This is a genomic window from Thiomicrorhabdus immobilis (assembly GCF_021654855.1).
GTDB lineage: Bacteria > Pseudomonadota > Gammaproteobacteria > Thiomicrospirales > Thiomicrospiraceae > Thiomicrorhabdus > Thiomicrorhabdus immobilis.
This window is the reverse complement of sequence record NZ_AP024202.1, coordinates 1107468-1126621: the sequence shown is the minus strand read 5'-3', so window position 1 is coordinate 1126621 and position 19154 is coordinate 1107468. Positions and strand designations below refer to the sequence as shown.

Below are 19154 nucleotides of genomic sequence, written 5' to 3'. Positions count from 1 at the left end.
GCTTAAACTCTGAACTTCAACTCCAACAGAGTTGCATCATCTTTAAGCGGCTTACCTTCGCTAAACCGTTCTATTTTTTTTAGAATCGTATCAACCCCCAAGCCCTGTTGATTCATTTCTTGGATAACGGCAAGCACCTTATCGAAACCGAACTCCTCACCTTGCGGATTGACCACCTCGGTAATACCATCAGAAAACACATAGAGTTTATCGTCTGTTTTGATCGAAAAGCTGAGGGGTTCGAGGCTATGTTGATTGAACTCTAAAATACCTAATGCCAACGACATGGAAGGAACGAATTGAAATTGCTGTTGGTCATAAAATATGGCATCAGGTGAACCAAAATTCCATATAGTGACTTGACCTTGCTCTTTATTCCAATCGATATAGGTTGCGGCTAAAAAGTGCTGGGTAGGTAATTTACGGAACAACTCATCGTTGATTAAACTCAAAATAAACTCGGCCGAATGATTTTGTTCAACCAAGGTATAGAACAGAGATGAGACTAAAGGGCCGGCAATTGCAGCGTGTATTCCATGACCAGTGAAATCACCGAATAAGATGTGTTGATGGTGTTTTTGGTTACACGCGGAAAGCACAATATCGCCATTGGACACATCCACAGGCGAAGCCATCACTTTAAGACAACTGGAATCATAACGTTTATCGGAATGCATGCAATCGATGATTTTTTCAATATAATCGCGTTCTTGCTTCAGGAGTTTATGATTGTGTTCCAGTTTTTTCCGCGTAAAACTCAGTTCGAGATGAGTGTTGATTCTTGCTAATAAAATCGATTCGGTAAATGGTTTACTAATGTAGTCTACCGCGCCCATTTGCAAGCCGTTTTTCTCATCATCCACCTTCACCATTGCCGTCAAAAAAATAACCGGAATGTGACTGGTTAGAGGGTTTTCTTTAAGGCGTTTGCAAACCTCATAGCCTGAAATTCCCGGCATATTGATATCTAAAAGAATCAAATCCGGCACATTTTCTTTAACAACCTCTAAACAAGCCTCTCCGCTTTCAACCGTTTTTAGTTGATAACGGTCTTCGATGATGTCTTCTAGGATGTATCGATTCATTTGCTCATCATCGACAGCCAAAATGTATGGTTTTCCAAATTGGCTGATTTGACTAACCGGCATTTTTCTCTCCACTTACTCGCTTTAAAGGCAAGGTAAATTTAAATATTGCGCCTTTGATCTCATTTTTAATTGACCAGTTCTCCACCCAAATACGGCCATTATGCGCTTGTACAATCTCTTTACTGATTGCCAAACCTAACCCTGTTCCGCCCGTATTCGGGGAAGCCTGGCTACTTTGGATAAATTTATCAAAAATGCTCTCAAACTCTTCTTCATTAACACCGGATCCGCTATCTTGTATAGAAAATACAATAAACCCGGGGTGGTAATTCTCAACTGAAATCTGAATCTTTTGGTTTTTAGGTGTATAACGAATCGCATTATTAAGAAGATTAGAGATGGTCTGAGCAATCCGGCTTTCATCGAAACTGGCCATATAATCGACTTGATTAACCACCAATTCAATATTTTTTTCACGCAAAAGCGGCGTCTGCTCGTTAATACAAGCTTCAATAACCGGTTTGATGCTCTGATATTCAAAATTGAAATTCATCATGCCCGACTCAAGTTTTGCCGAAACCAATACGTCGTTGAGTAATGCCATCAGCCGTTGCGCACTCGCATGGATATTTTCAAAATAACGTTTCAGTTTTTCGGGAGAGGCATTCAAATAGCGCGACTCACCTAACTGAGAATAACTCAAGACCCCATGCAACGGGGTACGGATATCATGCGACATCTTCGCTAAAAACTCAGATTTCGCTTGGTTGGCGGCAACCGCCTGCTCTCTGGCAGCTTGCATTTCAGCCTCTAACTGCTTACGTTTTGAGATATCCCTAAAAGCGATATGGATGACCGTGCGTCCAAAATATTCCAAGCGGGTCAATACCACATCCGTCCAAAACTCTTCACCATTGGAGCGCTTATTAACCCACTCATAACGGTGACTGCCTTTCTCGAGACAAATCTGCAACATCCGGAACCCTTTTCGGTGTGACGATTCTCCGTCGGGCTGGAGTTTGGGGGCAAAGACCTTATTAGGCAAACTGAGTAACTGCTCTTTAGACTGATAACCGAAAATATCCAGTGTTGCCTGATTACAGTCAATAACATGGCGCCCTTCACTGATAAAAATACCATCCGCCGACTTTTCAAAAATGGTCTCAAACGCCTGTTTCTGATCACGCATTTCTTGCGTCGCATTGGCAATCTCTTTTTGTAGCAGCTCATTGCTCAAACTCAAATCACGGTTTGTTAAACGCTCAGTTAAGTTACGTACAAACATGATCGTTACAAATTCATCATCCATTTTAAATTTGCTGGCACTGATTTCAACATGGATTTTCTTGCCGTTTTTGGCTTGATGAATGGTCTCAAAAAGCGAACTTTTACCTGATTCAAGATTGATACACAAATCAGCCAACTCTTCAGCACTATACTTAACGTCGATTTGATTGATATTCATTTTTAACAACACATCTCGACGGTAACCTAATAACTTACAACTTTCATCGTTCACATCCAAAATGGCACCACTAGCGTCTAATAAGTAATAGCTTTCCGAACTTTGGTTGATAACATCGTGATAATGTTTCTGTTGATTTTTTAACGAAATTTCACTCGCTGTAATCTGCCTACGATAACGTAATAACAGAAAAATCAAGGCTGTGATAAGCAGGCTGGCCGCCACACCTTCAATCCATGCCTTTTGTAAAGCCTTGCTACTGAAAACCTTGTAGTCAGGTAACGCCTTTAGATTAACCTCACTAATCAACTGCCACGTCCGTCCTGCAAATGGCAGGTAAAACTGGTATTTTCGATATAGGGCTTCATCCATTGAATATTCCGCCCCTGAAATCGAAAATGGCGCTGAACCATTGGCTTTATCTACGATGTAAAGCCCTAAACTCTTTTCGATTAATGCTTTAGAACGGACATGCTCTAAAAACTGATCAATATTTAACACAAGGGCGACATAACCCTTTAGAACCTGTTTTTTAGTGTAAACCGGCTGATAAAGAATCAAACTAAAACTACCGCCATTTGTTTGAACCAGAGTTTGAGGAGATGTAACCGTTGCCGATTGTGTTCTTTCGGACAAATCCATCGCCATTTTTTGGGTGGCTATGGAATAGGCATCGACACCAATCGCCTTATAGTTGGCTTCAAAAGGATAGACATATTTGACAACGACATACTGCTCATTAACCGTATTCAAATCAGCCAATTGGCCATATTTTTGGGTTTTGATCTTAAAATCATCCACCCCGAGCAAAATCGACATTTCATTTTCAAACAGCAGCCGATTATTTTCAGGCACCACTTCAAGCCACTCCATGGCTTGGACTTTGGAATCGTTTGCCAGTAACACATGAGCAAAGCGCTCAAAATCCCCTTGGGAAATATTTTCTGATAATTTGAATACCGCCGACAGGCTATTCAGGCGTTCCACTTCTCTTTTGAATGCATTTTGCATCGCCACATAGGCTTGGACAGAATATTGGTTGAATTTGTTATCCAACACTTCGACACGTTTGCTTTCGGAATATTGAATCCATTGCCAAGTTGCCAATAACCCCAAAGAAAAAACAACAATGCTAATAAAGTAGATGAGTCTTATGGATAATGTATTCAACACAAAAATGGGTAACCCTATTGCCTATACCAAGCTCTAAAAAATGAGCTATTAACGATTAAAATATAAAAATCATTCTAACTTATAGCGGGTTTTAGGTTCGTAATTTTATGCATTAAATTCTCAGTAAATGGCTGTTTTCATGAAATGCCCCTATTTATTTTATGGGCGATATTTCATGTAAAATTGGTTACTATTGGTAACAATTTATATTCAACCCATTATTCAAAGGTCAATTTATGTTAACTGTAGGTCAAAGCGCTCCAGCGATTTCTAGCCCAAATCAAAATAATCAAATGATTCACTTGGCAGATTTTAAAGGCCATAAAAATATCGTGCTGTACTTCTACCCTAAAGACGATACTCCAGGCTGCACGATTGAGGCCAATGACTTTACCGCTTTGGCGAATGAATTTGCTGAAGCCAATAGTGTTGTGATTGGTGTCAGTAAAGACGATTGCGGTAGCCACAAAGCCTTTATTGAAAAGTTTGGCCTGAAAGTGGATCTGTTGGCGGATACTTCAGGTGAAGTCTGTGAAGCCTATGATGTCTGGCAGTTGAAAGAGAAAAACGGGGTTTCCAAAATGGGCATAGTACGTTCTACCTTTATTATTGATAAACAAGGGGATTTAGCGTACGTAGAATATGGCGTATCTCCAGATGGCCATGCCGTAGCCATGTTGGAAAAAGTAAAAACGCTCTGATTGCAGAGAATATTTTCTATCAATAAAAAAGCCATTTACCAGGCCTGGTATGAAGTGACCCCCAAATGTTGGACACCAACTTTGGGGGTTTTTCATGTCCAAATACAATCGAGAATTTAAACTGGCGATTGCTAAGCAATGCCTTTCTCATGAATCCAGTCTGTCCATTTCCAAGCGACTCGGTATTCCAGATCGCTATATCCGTTACTGGACACAAGTCTATCGTTTCCATGGTCAAAATGCGTTTATCAAACGTAACACACCATACTCTTTTGAAGACAAATATCGTATCCTAAAACACATGCGTGAAAATCACTGGTCTATTAGTTATACCAGTATTGTCTATAACATGAGTTCTGCGGGTACGATTTCTACTTGGCTCACTCAATTCGAACGGTTCGGCCTTTCAGGCTTACAACCTAAAAAGCAGGGTAGAAAAATGAAAAAAAACCAAAAGCAAGAAACCATTAAACCAACCGAACAAATGAGCCTAGAAGAGTTACGAGAAGAACTCGAATACCGTCGAGCGGAGAATGCCTATTTAAAAAAGCTCGATGCCCTGCTTCAGGAAAAAGAACGCCAAAGCAAGAAAAAGCAGGGCTCATAGATAAGCTTAGAAAGTTCTATCCACTTAAACATCTTCTCAAGGCCGCAGGGCTTGCACGAAGTGTGTTTTATTACCATCAGGCGCGCAGTGCGCTGCCTGATCGTTATGCGGACGTTAAAAGAGCGATTCAACAACTCTTTAATGAACATAAAGGTCGTTATGGGTATCGACGCATGACCTATGCGTTAAGACGCTTAGGTCACTTTTTAAACAAGAAGGCCGTTCAACGTTTAATGCAAGAACTGAACTTGAAGTCATTCGTCAGGCCAAAGCGTTACCGATCCTATAGAGGTCAAGTAGGCCGAATTGCCGAGAATGTGCTTCAAAGAAACTTCCATGTTGATGCACCGGATAAAAAATGGGTCACCGATGTCACGGAGTTTAAAGTCGGAGAACAGCGAGTTTACTTATCCCCGGTGATTGACCTGTTTAACCAAGAAGTGATTAGTTATCGAGTGGCTAAGAGTGCACGGCTACCACTGGTGACCGACATGCTTAAAGAAGCAATCAATAAGTTAACAGGCAAAGTCAAACCCATATTCCACAGTGATCAAGGCTGGCAGTATCAGCATAGTGATGTACAGAAGCTACTGAAAGAAAATGGATTAACTCAGAGTATGTCAAGAAAAGGGAACTGCTTAGATAATGCAGTTGCTGAGAACTTTTTTGGGATTTTAAAAACAGAGATGTACCATCGCAAGAAATTCAATAGTGCTGAGCATCTGATGGAAGAGATTAAAGATTATATTGAGTATTACAATACAAAACGAATCAAGGTGAAACTAAAAGGCCTGACTCCGATAGAATATCGAAATCAGGCCTTAAGTGCCGCTTAACTAAAATGTCCAACTTTTTGGGGTCACTTCAGTAAATGGCTTTTTAGGTTAAAGAGTCAAAAAATATGGCTTCAAACACGCCCTACTTTGAATTTGCGACCTTTGATCTTATTCTGATTCAAACCTCTAACCACTTCGGCTTCATAGCCACGTTCAATCGCCACATAGCTTGAATGGTCAACCACGTCGATTTTACCGACATGTTTACCTTCCAAACCAATCTGCTTGGTAATCGCCCCCAAAATATCACCGCGACGGACCTTTTCCTTTCGACCGCCAGAGATATACAAGGTGACAAATTTTGGAACCACACGATTTGAACGCCCTTGCGGTAAACGTTCAATGGATTCATATTCCAAAGCGTGGCCTTGATAAGTGCTTAAATGGTCTAATTTATAGCGCTCTTTTTCGGTAAACAAAGTAATCGCCTTACCTTCCAAACCGGCACGCCCGGTACGGCCAATGCGGTGGGTATAGGTCTCTTGATTACGCGGCAGCTCATAGTTGATGACCGCAGGCAGCGCTTCAATATCCAAACCTCGTGCCGCCACATCGGTAGCCACCAATAAATTGGTGCTGTGATGTTTGAATCGAATCAAAATCTGCTCACGTTCACGTTGTTCCATATCACCGTGCAAAGCTACGGCTTCAAAACCTTTCTCATCCAGGTAATCGACCACCTCTTGCACCAAAGCTTTGGTGTTACAGAAAATCATCGCATGTTCAAATTCATTCACCGAAAGGATTCTTACCAAACTCACTAATTTGTCTTTGTGGTGGCACATGTAAAAAGACTGCTCAATGCTTTCCATGCCATGATGCGCATCCACCGAAACCTGCATCGGGTTCTTTTGGAAACGACGACTGATATATTCAATATCATCCGGGAAAGTCGCCGAGAACAATAAGGTTTGGCGGGTATGCGGTGTATAGCCGATGATATCCACCATCTCCTCTTTGAACCCCATTTCCAACATACGGTCCGCCTCATCCAAAACCAAGGTTTGAATGTCAGAGATATCCAGGTGATTTTTTTGAATATGGTCTTTTAAACGCCCGGGGGTTCCCACCACGATATGTGCGCCATGCTCTAAAGAGGCTATCTGCGGACGCATCGGGGTACCACCAGACAATACGATAATTTTAATATTGGCCTGAAAACGTGCCAATCTTCGCAGCTCTTCAGCCACCTGGTTACTCAGTTCACGAGTTGGGCAAATCACCAAACCTTGAACGCGGTTATTAGCGACTTCTACTTTTTGAAGCATCGGTATGCCGAACGCGGCGGTTTTACCGCTACCGGTTTTAGCCTGGGCAATCAAATCATGACCACCTAAAGCCAACGGCAAGGCCTCGGCCTGAATAGGGGTCATATTGTTGTAACCAAGCTGCGCCAAGTTATCTAATTGCGATTGCGGTAAATCTAAATGCACAAAGGCGGAAGTGGTTAAATCAGTCATTTTTTACCAAACATGCTTACTAGCGTAATAAGAGAAAGCCGCTACAAAAGCCGTCTCTTGGAATTTTTTAAGACCGGTCTCTGCAAAAGTGATCGGTAATGGATAATGTTTTAGGTGTATCTTTTGGTCGCTGGATGACATCAACACGACTTTTAAACCGTCAATCAGCTGAATGGCCGCTTCCAATTTAAAGCCATTAGCGCCACCGGCAAACTTGCCTTTTTTCATACGCTCTTTAATCACCACCGTATCAATTTGATAATCGGTCATCAATTGCTTAAAGGTCTTTTGAAAATATTTCAGGTCGTTCACCGTGTCCGGGTTTTGACAAGTAATGCGACGCACACGGCAATCGGGCAGATTGAAGATTTCATTATCGACCGTTAGTAAACTGATAATGGCATCATTACCACTCAGCTCTACACCACAAATTCGCATCATTTTGTTTGTCCCTCGCGCAAGCGCCTTAAAAGAAAATTCGTCTTGAATGAACGTTATTATTTTTGCGACCAAGTATCGCGTAATGCAACCGTGCGGTTATAAACCTGTTTATCGCCCGATTGATTGTCTCTACAGAAATACCCTTCACGCTCGAACTGGTAAGCCAATTCTGCCTGTGAATTGAGCAGGCCTGGTTCAACAAAACCGTGTTTCACACTTAACGAATCGGGGTTGATGACCGATTCAAAGTTATCTTCTTTGGCCGGGTTTTCAACAGTAAACAGACGGTCATACAACCTGAATTCGGCCGGCAACGCTTTGCTGGCTTCGACAAAATGAATCACCCCTTTTACCTTACGGCCATCCGCCGGATTTTTTCCGTGGGTTTCCGGGTCGTAAGTACAGTAAATCGTGGTGAAGTTACCGTCGGCATCTTTGTCGGCACGCACCGCTTTGATCACATAGGCGTTACGTAAACGCACTTCTTTGTCCAACGCCAAACGCTGGAATTTACCATTAGGCGCCACTTCTTCAAAATCGGCACGGTCAATGTACAACTCTTTACCAAAATAGATTTCGCGTTTACCCATGGCTTCATTTTGCGGATGAATCGGTGCCATCAAAGCTTCAGGTTCGCCGTCAAAGTTTTCAATAATCACTTTAATCGGGTCTAGTACCGCCATTGAACGCGGTGCGACCACATTTAAGTCATCACGTACCGCCGCTTCTAGAATGCCCATTTCGGTCATGCTGTCTACTTTTGAGATACCGATACGTTCCGCAAAATCACGAATCGACGCCGGTGTATAACCACGACGACGCATCCCTGAAATGGTCGGCATACGAGGGTCGTTCCAACCTTCGACCAATTTATCGTCCACCAACTGATGCAACTTACGTTTAGACATCACCGTGTATTCCAAGTTCAAACGTGAAAACTCGTACTGATGCGGGCGATCCGGTTTTTGGAAATCGTTTAGATTATCCAATACCCAGTCATACAAACGACGGTTGTCTTGGAACTCTAAGGTACACAATGAGTGGGTAATGCCTTCAATGGCATCCGAGATACAGTGCGCATAATCGTACATTGGGTAGATACACCACTTATCGCCAGTTTGGTGATGGTGTTCAAAACGCACACGATACAGCGTTGGGTCACGCATACACATAAATGAAGACGCCATATCGATTTTGGCGCGCAACACACACTCGCCCTCTTTGAATTCACCGTTTTTCATTTTGGCAAACAGCGCCAAATTCTCTTCCACCGAAGTATCACGGTAAGGGCTGTCTTTACCTGGCTCTTTTAAGTTACCACGGTATTCACGAGTCTCTTCGGCATTCAAGAAACAGACATAAGCCAGCCCTTTTTCAATCAATTCAATCGCATAGCCGTAAAACTTGTCAAAGTAGTTAGAAGAGTAACAAATCTCACCCGCCCACTGAAAACCCAACCAACTGACATCCTGCATAATCGAATCCACATATTCCATGTCTTCTTTTGCCGGGTTGGTATCGTCAAAACGCAAATTACACGCACCGTTATAATCTTCTGCCAGACCAAAGTTTAAGCAGATCGATTTAGCGTGACCGATGTGCAAATAACCGTTTGGCTCGGGTGGGAAACGTGTATGTACTTGCTCATGTTTGTGCTGAGCTAAGTCATCGTTGATGATGTTGCGAATGAAGTTTACTGGGCGATCAACTGCTTCGGATTTACCGTTATTACTCATCTATCTAAAAACCTGTTAAAAACGTATTGAATCGGGCTTGGAGAACTACCAGGCCTGGTAAGAAATAAATAGCGCAAATTATAGCATTTTTGATTACCGCTATTTTTAAATATAACGCATATCCGAAGCATTCTTTTCAATTGCTTAGAAGTGATTCAACCAGGCTTGGTTAAAATAAATTCGCTGATTTTTTTGATTCATTCAAAAAATATGTGTTAAATAGAAAGTTCATCTAATTACGCGCCAACCACAATGTTGATTGCTGATTTTGAAATCTAAAATGAAACCCTCTCATAGGAGAACGGCCATGAAAACTAAAATAAGTGTATTTTGTTTAACGCTTTGTTGCGCATTGCCTGCGTTAGCAGATAAACCTGAGTGGGCAGGAAACAAAGGCAAACCGAGCGTAGAACAAAAACAGCAACATAGTTATGAGATGAAAAACAAACATAACAACGAAAATCACGACTATGATGATAAAAAGTATCAAAAAGACAAACTGAAAGACAAGCAGAAAAACAAACAGGATGATGACGATAAACGAAGTGAGTCGAAACAATCCGAGATTGAGAAACAAATCGAAAACGGTCGCGAAGTTGAAGAAACCGGTAAAAAATGGTGGCAGATTTTCAATCGATAAAATGCTTTAATTTTATTTACAAAACAATCTTTTTATCCAAATTCAGCCATCAGGGCTACCCTGTGAATCATTGATCCCGGAGACAAACAATGGCCTTAGCCTGTGCACGACATATTTTGGTCAAAACCCCAGAAGAAGCCGAAAAACTCAAACAACAACTTGCCAAAGGTGCTGATTTTGGTACCTTAGCCAAGAAACACTCGATCTGTCCGTCTAAAAAGAAAGGCGGTAACTTAGGCGAATTCCGCCCAGGAACCATGGTGAAAGCGTTTGACAACGTGGTCTTCAAATTACCAGTCCTCACGGTACACGGTCCAATCAAAACCAAGTTTGGCTATCACTTAATTGAGACCATTTACCGAAATTAAACCTGCCTATAACGCTTACATTAAACTTCAAGCTTTTAATTTAGAGTGTCTTTTGTAACCAATTTCATTAATCTAGGCGTTTATTCACATGACAAGCCTTTTGACCGCAACAACTCTGAAAACCACAATTTTGACCATTTTGGCTTTAATCGCTTTTGCGGCAAACTCGGTTTTATGTCGCCTCGCGTTAGATGAAAACAGCATCGATGCCGCCAGTTTCACACTGATTCGCCTGCTCTCCGGTGCGTTAGTACTGGCTTTGATTTTAGTGATGCTGAAACGTTTTAGCTCTTTTTCTCAAAAACCCGTTTCCAAAGGTAGCTGGTCGGCGAGTTTGATGCTGTTCATCTACGCCCTCTGTTTCTCATTCGCTTACATTTCACTGGATACCGCCACCGGCGCGTTGATTCTATTTGGTTCCGTTCAAATCACGATGATTCTGCTCTCGCTGTTCTCGAACAATCGCCTACAGCTCAGCGAATGGTTGGGATTGATTATCGCTTTTACGGGTTTTGTGTATTTGATCCTGCCAGAGCTAAGTACCCCGTCACTGAACGGTTTCATTCTGATGAGCCTGTCTGGAATCGCATGGGGGATTTACTCGCTTATCGGACGAGGCAGTCAAAATGCAATCATGGATACTGCCTATAACTTCTTACGCACTCTGCCATTGCTGCTTATCGTGGCCGCTTTCACATTTGCACAAGCCCACCTATCCCAACAAGGCATTATCTTAGCGATTTTTTCAGGCGCCATCGCTTCCGGCATGGGTTACGCCATTTGGTATATGGCTTTAGCAGGCTTAACAGCCACCAAAGCGGCGGTGGTACAACTTTCCGTACCGGTTATCGCCGCTTTTGGCGGAGTGATATTTGTCGCCGAAGCCATCACCCAACGCTTAACCCTGTCCAGCCTGATGGTTCTAGGTGGAATATTCATTGTGATAGCGAGCCAATATTACCTTACAAAAGCTCGCAACCCCAACTGAAAGAACTCGCCCCCTTTATGCCTATAACAACACTTTAATTTAGCTTTGGGTTTCATCGGGGTACAATATTGGCTACAAGATATTGGCTATACGATATTGCCTATAAAACATTGGCGGAGTAACCCACATGTCCAAAAAGATACTCATCATTCAAGGCCACCCAGACTCAACCACGGAACATCTCGGCCACTTTTTGGTTAAAGCCTACACTGAGGGGGCACAACAAGCCGGCCATCAGGTTAAACTCATTGAAGTTGCAAAGCTCAACTTCTCGCTTCTGAGCAGTGAACAGGAATTTGAAAACCAACCCCCTGTAAGTGACATCCAGGACGCTCAAGATAAAATCCTGTGGGCTGAACACATCATCGTCTTCTATCCATTATGGCTAGGCGATATGCCTGCCATTCTAAAAGGGTTTTGGGAACAGGTATTAAGACCGGGGTTTGCCATGACAACGGGTGATAGGAATAGCTGGCCTCAGAAACGGCTTAAAGGAAGAAGCGCCCACATTGTCGTCACGATGGGAATGCCCGCTTTCATTTATCGTTGGTTCTATTGCGCCCACAGTTTAAAAAACCTAAAACGCAATATTTTGAGCTTTTGCGGAATATCCCCCATCAAACACACCTTGATAGGTTCAATAGAAAACCTAAATACAAAACAACGTAATCGACTCATGGACAAAATGAGAACATTCGGGCAAAAAGCTCAATAGCACAACCAAATAGGAATAATTACTCTACTTAGCCCAAAATACTGGTTTAATTATTTCCAACTTAACGGAACTGGATTTCAAACGGATTAACCTAGTTTTCGAAAACTAAAAACAAACTCGACTTCATCAAACCTAAGAGAAATAAAATGATCCACCAAAAACACCATAAAATCGTATTTTCCTTCTTCATGTCACTGCTTATGTCTTGCATCATGTCTCTAGTCATCAGCCTATTTAATGTGGGCTTGGTCGAAAACATCATTGAAGTGTGGCTGAAAGCTTGGCTATTTGCTTTTGCGGTGGCTTTTCCAACGATTATTTTAGTTTCACCACTGGTGCATAGATTGGTGAACCTGGTGTTAACCGCAGAACACAAAAAATAAACCCCATTATCAAACCGGTTTGAACATGACGGTTTGGACATGACGGTTTGCAACCGGTTTCTGGTAAATATTTTACTGTGACTTGTTCTAGTATCGCATTGACCTGATAACCGGATGGAGTGGCTTAATGAGTGTTAAAAGCCCAATGAAAGGCTGAAAACAGCCTTTGAAACAAAATAATCCGTCTAAAAACGTGATTCTTTTCATGCATTTGGGTATGATTCCCCGCTTAGTGAAACAACCGCAATTATTTTCCTTTTTTATTTAGTTTATTGAGAAACCATGTACTTAGACGCTTTTCATACCATTCACAACAACTTAATTCAGATCACTCCAGAACAGGGCAGCCGTTTTGCTAAAGAAGTCTCAGATGATTTCAACCCTCTACACAACCCGGATTCAAAACGTTTTTGTGTTCCTGGCGACCTGCTATTTGCGATGACCTTAGCCCGTCTAGGCTTATCTGAAAAAATGACCTTCAATTACACAGGTATGGTGGGTAAAGGGGTGGAATTGGTCTTCCCGGAAACCGATGAGTCGACATTCACCATCAAAGACGCTAATGACAAGCCTTATTTAGATGTCGAGCGTGATGGCCAAACCACCCACGACATGGACTTTATCGAAGGATTCTCTCGCGCTTATGTCGCGTTTTCCGGGCACAGTTTTCCGCATATTTTAGTGCCGCTGATGCAACAACATAATGTGATGATCAACCCAGAAAGACCGATGGTCATCTACGAAAGCATGGCATTTGAGTTTGAGCGTCTGGACGTGAAATCGCCAGCCCTTAAACTGAGTAACACTAGCTTGGATGTCGCTGGGAAACGTGGGACCGTACGTATTGAATTCGATGTTCTAGATGGTGAAACCAAAGTCGGTTCGGGTTATAAAACCATGGTATTGAGTGGATTACGAGACTATGAACAATCACAAGTAGATGGCTTAGTTGAACTATACGAGACTTCAAAAAAGGACTATGTCGCTTAAATACCGACTTTTAAGCTGGATTTACTTAAAAACAAGCATTGCCTTAAACATCCAAGTAAATCCAAGCAAACTTTCATATCTCTGAATCCTATAAAGTTACCAGGCCTGGTAACTTTAAAAACCCTCACACAAAACCTTTAAAAAACCACCCAATTTTATACAAAAACACACGAATACTAGCAATTAAATCTAAAAAACTTGCATTTCAAGCTTAGCCCAGTAAAATCTTGCGCTTTCAGGTGCTTTACCTTTGAATGATTCAACTTGATATTTCAAAACCAGTAAAGTTAAACGGGAAGATTGGTGAGCCGGCTTAATACACATTAATACCAGCAATTCCTACGCTGCCCCCGCAACGGTGATAGAGAAAACAGATTACTTTAGCCATTGGAACAATCGTTCTGAGAAGGCAATCTGAAACTGCTCTTAAGCCCGGATACCGGCCTGAAAGACGAATGCTGTTTATGACACATTCAACCCGATTGCGGTGGGCAATACGGAGATAAGCCAAATTCACAAATTAAAAGCAAACTTAAACACGGTTGCTTTTGTGCCAAGTAATTTATCTAAGCAGGCCTGGTTAATACCATGACCACCCTGTCCGTTTGCCTTCGTTCATTTACATTTATGAATTGAAGGAAAATCATGAAACTATCAAAAATAACTGCGGCGATTTTAGCCACAGCTCTGCCGACTAGCGTTTTTGCTGATCAAAACACCTTAGAACAAATTATTGTCAGTGCTAACAATTTTGCACAAAACGTCCGTTCAGTCACCTCTGAAATGCACGTTATCACCGCTGAAGAAATTGAAGCGAAACATTATACAACCCTCATTCAAGCCCTAAACACATTACCCGGCATTAGCTTTACACAAAATGGTGGCTTAGGTTCAAGCACTTCGATTCTTTTAAGAGGCTCATCCAACAATAGAACTTTAATTCTTATTGACGGTATTAGAGCGAATGATCCATCAAGCACTACGGGGGCTAACCTAGCGAACATCATGATTGCCAATATAGAGCGTATTGAGGTGATTAAAGGAGCCCAATCTGGTGTCTGGGGTTCTGATGCCGCTGCAGGGGTTATCAACATCATTACCAAGGATAGTCCAGATACTTTTATTAATGCCGAAGCTGGGAGTTACAACACCAGAAAACTGAGTGTAGCAACAACTCTTAAAGCCGAAAAAACGAGTCTAGCACTTTCAGCCAGCCATATTGAAACAGATGGTTTTACCTCCTATGCTCCTCGCGGAGAGAATATCGGCCAGTATGAAGATGATGGTTACGACAACACGAACTTCAGTGCCAAGTTTTCAACAGACTTTGGTGAAAATGGCAGCTTGAACGTAACCCATCACCACACAAAAGCATTGTCGGATTATGATGCAGAATACGCCAATCCTAATAGTGACGGTGCAGTGGATGCACAAACCGACCTAACGAGTATTGAATACAAAATTGATAATACAAAATTAACGCTTCAGCAATCGTTATTTACATCAAACCAAAAAGAGAGTGATTACACGGATAATGTCGAAGGCACCACTCAATCAATTCAACTAACGCAACAATTAGGCAACCTAATACTGGGAACGGCTTACAGTTACAATAAGATTGATTCTGAAAAACCAGTTTATAGTTTCCCTGCACCCACTTACATAAAAACCTATCAAAACCAACTCATTCAGAAGACAGATACAACAACCGTATCTGCATTTGCCAACCATTCTCATGAGTTTGAAGGCGTTGTTTTCAATGAAGCGTTACGTTGGGACAACTACAGCAACTTTGACCCTAAATTCACAGGAAAAATAGGGGCAAAGTTTCCAATTGATGAATTGAGTTCCATCTCGATGAATTATGGTACGGCATACAATGCGCCAAGCCTAATGCAAATCGTTAACCCATGGGGAATTTCAAATCCAAGTTTAAAGCCGGAAAACAGTCGGGAACTAAGCCTTAATTACACTAATGGCGGCTTTACACTGAGCTTATTTGATAAAAATATTGAAGACCTCATTGAGTGGCAATCTTCACAATTTCAGAATGTTGAAGGTAGCACAAATATTAAAGGTTATGAAATTAGCTACAGCAAATCTCTAGGTAAAATTGATATTTCAACTAATTTCACACGCTTAAAGACTGAAAAAGAAGATGGTACCCCTCTTGCCAGACGCCCTGAAACCCAAATTGGTTTCGACATGACCTGGTATGCTACGAACCAACTTGATATCAACCTAAACGCTCAATATATAGGTGAACGTTCAGAAGAGCATTACACTCAAAACTACAGTGTTTGGAACGCAAACTTAAATTATCAAATAAACAAATCAATAAGCGCTTATCTAAAAGTTGAAAACTTATTTGATACCTACTATCAGGTCATCGATAACTATGCTACTGCTGAACGAAGTGCTTATATTGGCGTCAATGCAAAATTCTAATCACTTCTTTGATGCATATATTTTGGCTAAAACAATGGTAACTAATTTTATTATGGACACCTTATGCACACTCTAATGATCCAAGGATGCACCTCCGATGCGGGTAAAAGCACTTTGGTGGCGGGATTGTGCCGAGTTTTGGCACGGCGTAACTTTTCAGTTGCGCCGTTTAAACCGCAAAATATGGCTTTGAATTCGGCGGTTACACCGGATGGCGGTGAAATTGGTCGAGCACAAGCTTTGCAAGCCATGGCCGCTAAAGTGCCTTTGTCAGTACACATGAATCCAGTATTACTAAAACCCAATAGCGATACTGGGGCACAGGTGATTTTGCAAGGTCACTCCATTGGCAATTTAGACGCACTGGATTACCACGAATATAAACCGAAAGCCGCACAAGCGGTTTTCGGTTCTTTTCAAATTCTGAGCAAACAGTACCAAACCATTTTAGTTGAAGGCGCTGGTAGCCCTGCCGAAGTGAATTTACGTAAAGGCGACATCGCCAATATGGGCTTTGCCGAAGAAGTAAACTGCCCAGTCATATTAATTGCCGACATTGATAAAGGAGGCGTGTTTGCGCATATTGTCGGCACTTTAGACTGTCTGTCAGAATCTGAAAGAAATCGAATTAAAGGCTTTGTCATCAACCGTTTTAGAGGCGATATCGCCCTACTCCAAGATGGTTTGGATTGGCTTGAAAGCAAAACGGGCAAACCGGTTTTAGGGGTATTGCCTTATCTACATGATTTGCATTTGGATGCCGAAGATGCCATTAGCGTTCAGCTATCTGATAAAAATGACAACCGCCAACAACGCCTAAAAGTCATCGCTCCGTTATTACCGCATATATCCAACCATACCGATTTAGATCCACTGATGCTGCACCCGCAAGTAGACTTTGAATGGATTCAAGATGGCCAAGCCATTCCGCAAGCCGATTTGGTGATTTTACCTGGCTCCAAAAGCGTCATCAGTGATTTAAGTTGGTTAAAAGACCAGGCGTGGTCAGCTTATCTACAAAAACATCTACGCTATGGCGGCAAGCTAATAGGGATTTGTGGTGGTTTGCAAATGCTAGGACAAAACCTGTTTGACCCACAGGCGATTGAATCGGATATTGCACAAACTGCTGGCTTAGGATTGATGCCTTATAACACAACTTACCAGTCCGAAAAACAGTTGATCAATCGTCAAGGGACTTTGAATTCAGTTTGTTTGAGCCGCAAAAATACAAATCCACCAGGCCTGGTCAAACACGCCTCTGTCACCGGTTATGAAATCCACCAAGGTGTTACCGATTTCGGCGACACCCAAAACTCACTTTACGCCATTAAATATGACAATGGTGAGCTAGATGGCTTAATCAGTGAGGACCAACAAATTTTCACCACTTACTGTCACGGTTTATTTGATGAAGCGACGAGCCTACAAACTCTGCTAAATTGGGCAGGCCTGCTAGAAAGTGAAACCTTTGATTTAAACCAACATCGTGAACAACAAATAGAACGCTTAGCCGACACTTTTGAAAGCCACTTGGATATTGAGCAGATTCTTAACATTCTGCAAACGCCTGTGACATTTACAACCAAAACTTCCGCTTTAAACTCGGCACAGGCATTTTCATCGGAACAGATTGAAGCGGTCTACCAAACCATTTCCCAACGTCGTGATATGCGCCACTTTTTAAAAACGCCAATCTCAGAGCAACAGTTGCAACGTTTTTTACAAGCCGCCCATCAAGCACCCAGCGTTGGCTTGATGCAACCGTGGCGATTTATTCGAGTGACCGATGTGATTTTACGCCAGCAACTGCACGATTTGGTTGAGGCCGAACGACTTATCACCGCCCGAGCCCTCAATGAGCGAGAAGACGAGTTTATGCGTCTAAAAGTAGAAGGTATTCTCGATTGTGCCGAAGTGTTGGTGGTTGCGCTATGTGAAAATCGTGAACAACATGTTTTCGGACGCCGCACCCTGCCGGAAATGGATATCGCATCCATCGGTTGTGCCATTCAAAACCTAGCCTTAGCTGCCCGTGCCGAAGGCATCGGTACGGGATGGGTGTCGCTATTTGACCCTGAAAAAGTGGCTCAAAGTTTAGCGTTTCCTACGGCGGATAATCCTCAAAACCAAGCCAAACCGATTGCCATTTTATGCCTAGGACAAGTCGAGGAGTTTTATGCCAAACCCATGCTTGAGCAGGAAAACTGGCGCACCCCACAAACCAAAGAAGAAATTACTTATCTTAATTATTGGGGACAAAGCAATGACAAATAAAGTGATACCCCCCTTAATAGGCATGATAAGCCTAATCAGCTTGTTTACCAGCACAGCCATATTTGCCGACTGTCCACGTATTATCAGTCAATCGCCCTATATCACTCATCAGCTAGACTATTTAGGCTTAAAGCCTTGTATGGTGGGTGCCAGTCGCTATGACAAATCCTTGGGTTTGGTCGATACTGGCGGCTTGTTTGACCCAGATAGTGAGGCAATTGCTAAACTCAAAGCCGATTTATGGATTACCTCAGATTGGACGAAATTAACCGATTTTGAAGCGATTCAACCCAATGTCAAAACCGCGTTACGTTTACACAGTTTTGACTCTATGCAACAGGTTGAGGACAATCTAATGGATATCGCCAGACACAGTGACGATGCTGATGCATTGCAACTTGCCCAAGCGTTTCCCTCTGCATGGCGTAGCCAAGCCACCCAAATCAGAACCATAAATACCAAGCATACAAGCCCACCTAAAGCGTTACTAATCTCCTCTTGCGGTGGTCAACCTTATGCTTTTGGTAAATCATCCTGGTTGGCGGATTTGTTCACAGAAGCTGGCTTCGAAGTGGTCGGCAAGCAAAAACGCATCACTCATTTACCGGAAACTAAAATTGCCAATCAATTGGAAATCTTGATTCAACAAACCCAACCCAACTTGGTGTTTATTTTTGAACGCCAACTTGCGCCCGCTTGCCGTTTAATGAAATTGCCACAAGGGACACAAATTGTGACCTTAGATGGCACAAATTTTTTACAACCCGCACCGCTTCTGTTAAAAGGGTTGCAACAACTTAAAGATAACCCACTTTGGCAATGAAATTAAACGCTAGCC

17 protein-coding genes and 1 riboswitch are annotated in these 19154 nt (G+C 42.3%); of the genes, 12 read left to right on the top strand and 5 right to left on the bottom strand.

The features are described from left to right. Positions 1-2: 2 nt before the first annotated feature. Both L6421_RS05035 and L6421_RS05030 read right to left on the bottom strand, forming a co-directional pair. Positions 3-1148 carry a fused response regulator/phosphatase gene (locus L6421_RS05035; protein WP_237264205.1) on the bottom strand — a complete coding sequence of 382 codons (1146 nt, stop codon included), beginning with the start codon at positions 1146-1148 and terminating at the stop codon, positions 3-5. After that, positions 1138-3726, bottom strand: coding sequence for a CHASE domain-containing protein (locus tag L6421_RS05030; protein WP_237264203.1), 2589 nt, complete (start codon positions 3724-3726; stop codon positions 1138-1140). Before L6421_RS05030 ends, L6421_RS05035 begins: the two co-directional genes overlap by 11 nt. A 236-nt stretch (positions 3727-3962) precedes the next feature. Here L6421_RS05030 and L6421_RS05025 point away from each other — a divergent pair, with 236 nt between their 5' ends. The 3 genes from L6421_RS05025 (at position 3963) to L6421_RS05015 (ending at position 5870) form a co-directional block, all read left to right on the top strand. Next, on the top strand, positions 3963-4427 hold the full coding sequence (locus L6421_RS05025) for a peroxiredoxin (RefSeq protein WP_237264201.1): 465 nt from the start codon (positions 3963-3965) through the stop codon (positions 4425-4427). A 94-nt stretch (positions 4428-4521) separates the two neighbouring features. Further along, on the top strand, positions 4522-5034 hold the full coding sequence (locus L6421_RS05020) for a helix-turn-helix domain-containing protein (RefSeq protein ID WP_237260710.1): 513 nt from the start codon (positions 4522-4524) through the stop codon (positions 5032-5034). Next, the gene (locus L6421_RS05015; RefSeq protein WP_237264432.1) at positions 4944-5870 is read left to right on the top strand and encodes an IS3 family transposase; all 927 of its coding nucleotides are present in this window, start codon (positions 4944-4946) and stop codon (positions 5868-5870) included. The genes L6421_RS05020 and L6421_RS05015 overlap by 91 nt, the downstream gene beginning before the upstream one ends. Before the next feature lie 71 nt (positions 5871-5941). Here L6421_RS05015 and dbpA read toward each other — a convergent pair whose 3' ends face one another. From dbpA to glnS, 3 genes are read right to left on the bottom strand one after another with little or no spacing between them, the layout of a single operon-like run. Beyond that, complete coding sequence (gene dbpA, locus L6421_RS05010; RefSeq protein ID WP_237264200.1) at positions 5942-7330, bottom strand: ATP-dependent RNA helicase DbpA; 1389 nt, start codon at positions 7328-7330, stop codon at positions 5942-5944. 3 nt (positions 7331-7333) lie between these two features. Next, entirely contained in the window at positions 7334-7771 is a 438-nt protein-coding gene (locus tag L6421_RS05005) for a DUF3010 family protein (protein ID WP_237264198.1), read from the bottom strand. 56 nt (positions 7772-7827) lie between these two features. Next, on the bottom strand, positions 7828-9507 hold the full coding sequence (gene glnS / locus L6421_RS05000) for a glutamine--tRNA ligase (protein WP_237264196.1): 1680 nt from the start codon (positions 9505-9507) through the stop codon (positions 7828-7830). 307 nt (positions 9508-9814) lie between these two features. On the opposite strand from glnS, the gene L6421_RS04995 reads away from it, so the two are divergent. The 9 genes from L6421_RS04995 (at position 9815) to L6421_RS04955 (ending at position 19139) form a co-directional block, all read left to right on the top strand. Beyond that, positions 9815-10147: a hypothetical protein gene (locus L6421_RS04995; RefSeq protein WP_237264193.1), complete on the top strand. Its 333-nt coding sequence runs from the start codon at positions 9815-9817 to the stop codon at positions 10145-10147. 89 nt (positions 10148-10236) lie between these two features. After that, the gene (locus L6421_RS04990; RefSeq protein WP_237264191.1) at positions 10237-10515 is read left to right on the top strand and encodes a peptidylprolyl isomerase; all 279 of its coding nucleotides are present in this window, start codon (positions 10237-10239) and stop codon (positions 10513-10515) included. A gap of 88 nt (positions 10516-10603) precedes the next feature. Beyond that, positions 10604-11503, top strand: a complete 900-nt coding sequence (locus L6421_RS04985; RefSeq protein WP_237264189.1) for a DMT family transporter — start codon at positions 10604-10606, stop codon at positions 11501-11503. Between the two features lie 127 nt (positions 11504-11630). Further along, a complete protein-coding gene (locus tag L6421_RS04980; RefSeq protein ID WP_237264187.1) occupies positions 11631-12218 on the top strand; it encodes an NAD(P)H-dependent oxidoreductase in 588 nt (195 codons plus the stop codon). 146 nt (positions 12219-12364) lie between these two features. Further along, positions 12365-12601 (top strand): DUF2798 domain-containing protein, encoded by a 237-nt coding sequence (locus L6421_RS04975; protein WP_237264184.1) that lies wholly within the window; start codon positions 12365-12367, stop codon positions 12599-12601. A 282-nt stretch (positions 12602-12883) separates the two neighbouring features. Further along, positions 12884-13591 (top strand): DUF3581 domain-containing protein, encoded by a 708-nt coding sequence (locus tag L6421_RS04970; RefSeq protein ID WP_237264182.1) that lies wholly within the window; start codon positions 12884-12886, stop codon positions 13589-13591. A 220-nt stretch (positions 13592-13811) separates the two neighbouring features. Then, positions 13812-14053: riboswitch (cobalamin riboswitch) on the top strand. 183 nt (positions 14054-14236) lie between these two features. Then, on the top strand, positions 14237-16039 hold the full coding sequence (locus tag L6421_RS04965) for a TonB-dependent receptor plug domain-containing protein (RefSeq protein ID WP_237264180.1): 1803 nt from the start codon (positions 14237-14239) through the stop codon (positions 16037-16039). A 63-nt stretch (positions 16040-16102) separates the two neighbouring features. Then, positions 16103-18316: a cobyric acid synthase gene (locus L6421_RS04960; protein ID WP_237264178.1), complete on the top strand. Its 2214-nt coding sequence runs from the start codon at positions 16103-16105 to the stop codon at positions 18314-18316. Further along, positions 18306-19139, top strand: a complete 834-nt coding sequence (locus tag L6421_RS04955) for an ABC transporter substrate-binding protein (protein WP_237264176.1) — start codon at positions 18306-18308, stop codon at positions 19137-19139. Before L6421_RS04960 ends, L6421_RS04955 begins: the two co-directional genes overlap by 11 nt. The last annotated feature ends 15 nt before the right edge of the window (positions 19140-19154 follow it).

Bases quoted from the DNA above. Each gene is read 5' to 3' on its own strand.
- L6421_RS05035 (WP_237264205.1), bottom strand. From the start codon at position 1,148: ATGCCGGTTAGTCAAATCAGCCAATTTGGAAAACCATACATTTTGGCT.
- L6421_RS05025 (WP_237264201.1), top strand. From the start codon at position 3,963: ATGTTAACTGTAGGTCAAAGCGCTCCAGCGATTTCTAGCCCAAATCAA.
- L6421_RS05020 (WP_237260710.1), top strand. From the start codon at position 4,522: ATGTCCAAATACAATCGAGAATTTAAACTGGCGATTGCTAAGCAATGC.
- dbpA (WP_237264200.1), bottom strand. From the start codon at position 7,330: ATGACTGATTTAACCACTTCCGCCTTTGTGCATTTAGATTTACCGCAA.
- L6421_RS05005 (WP_237264198.1), bottom strand. From the start codon at position 7,771: ATGATGCGAATTTGTGGTGTAGAGCTGAGTGGTAATGATGCCATTATC.
- glnS (WP_237264196.1), bottom strand. From the start codon at position 9,507: ATGAGTAATAACGGTAAATCCGAAGCAGTTGATCGCCCAGTAAACTTC.
- L6421_RS04995 (WP_237264193.1), top strand. From the start codon at position 9,815: ATGAAAACTAAAATAAGTGTATTTTGTTTAACGCTTTGTTGCGCATTG.
- L6421_RS04990 (WP_237264191.1), top strand. From the start codon at position 10,237: ATGGCCTTAGCCTGTGCACGACATATTTTGGTCAAAACCCCAGAAGAA.
- L6421_RS04985 (WP_237264189.1), top strand. From the start codon at position 10,604: ATGACAAGCCTTTTGACCGCAACAACTCTGAAAACCACAATTTTGACC.
- L6421_RS04980 (WP_237264187.1), top strand. From the start codon at position 11,631: ATGTCCAAAAAGATACTCATCATTCAAGGCCACCCAGACTCAACCACG.
- L6421_RS04975 (WP_237264184.1), top strand. From the start codon at position 12,365: ATGATCCACCAAAAACACCATAAAATCGTATTTTCCTTCTTCATGTCA.
- L6421_RS04970 (WP_237264182.1), top strand. From the start codon at position 12,884: ATGTACTTAGACGCTTTTCATACCATTCACAACAACTTAATTCAGATC.
- L6421_RS04965 (WP_237264180.1), top strand. From the start codon at position 14,237: ATGAAACTATCAAAAATAACTGCGGCGATTTTAGCCACAGCTCTGCCG.
- L6421_RS04960 (WP_237264178.1), top strand. From the start codon at position 16,103: ATGCACACTCTAATGATCCAAGGATGCACCTCCGATGCGGGTAAAAGC.
- L6421_RS04955 (WP_237264176.1), top strand. From the start codon at position 18,306: ATGACAAATAAAGTGATACCCCCCTTAATAGGCATGATAAGCCTAATC.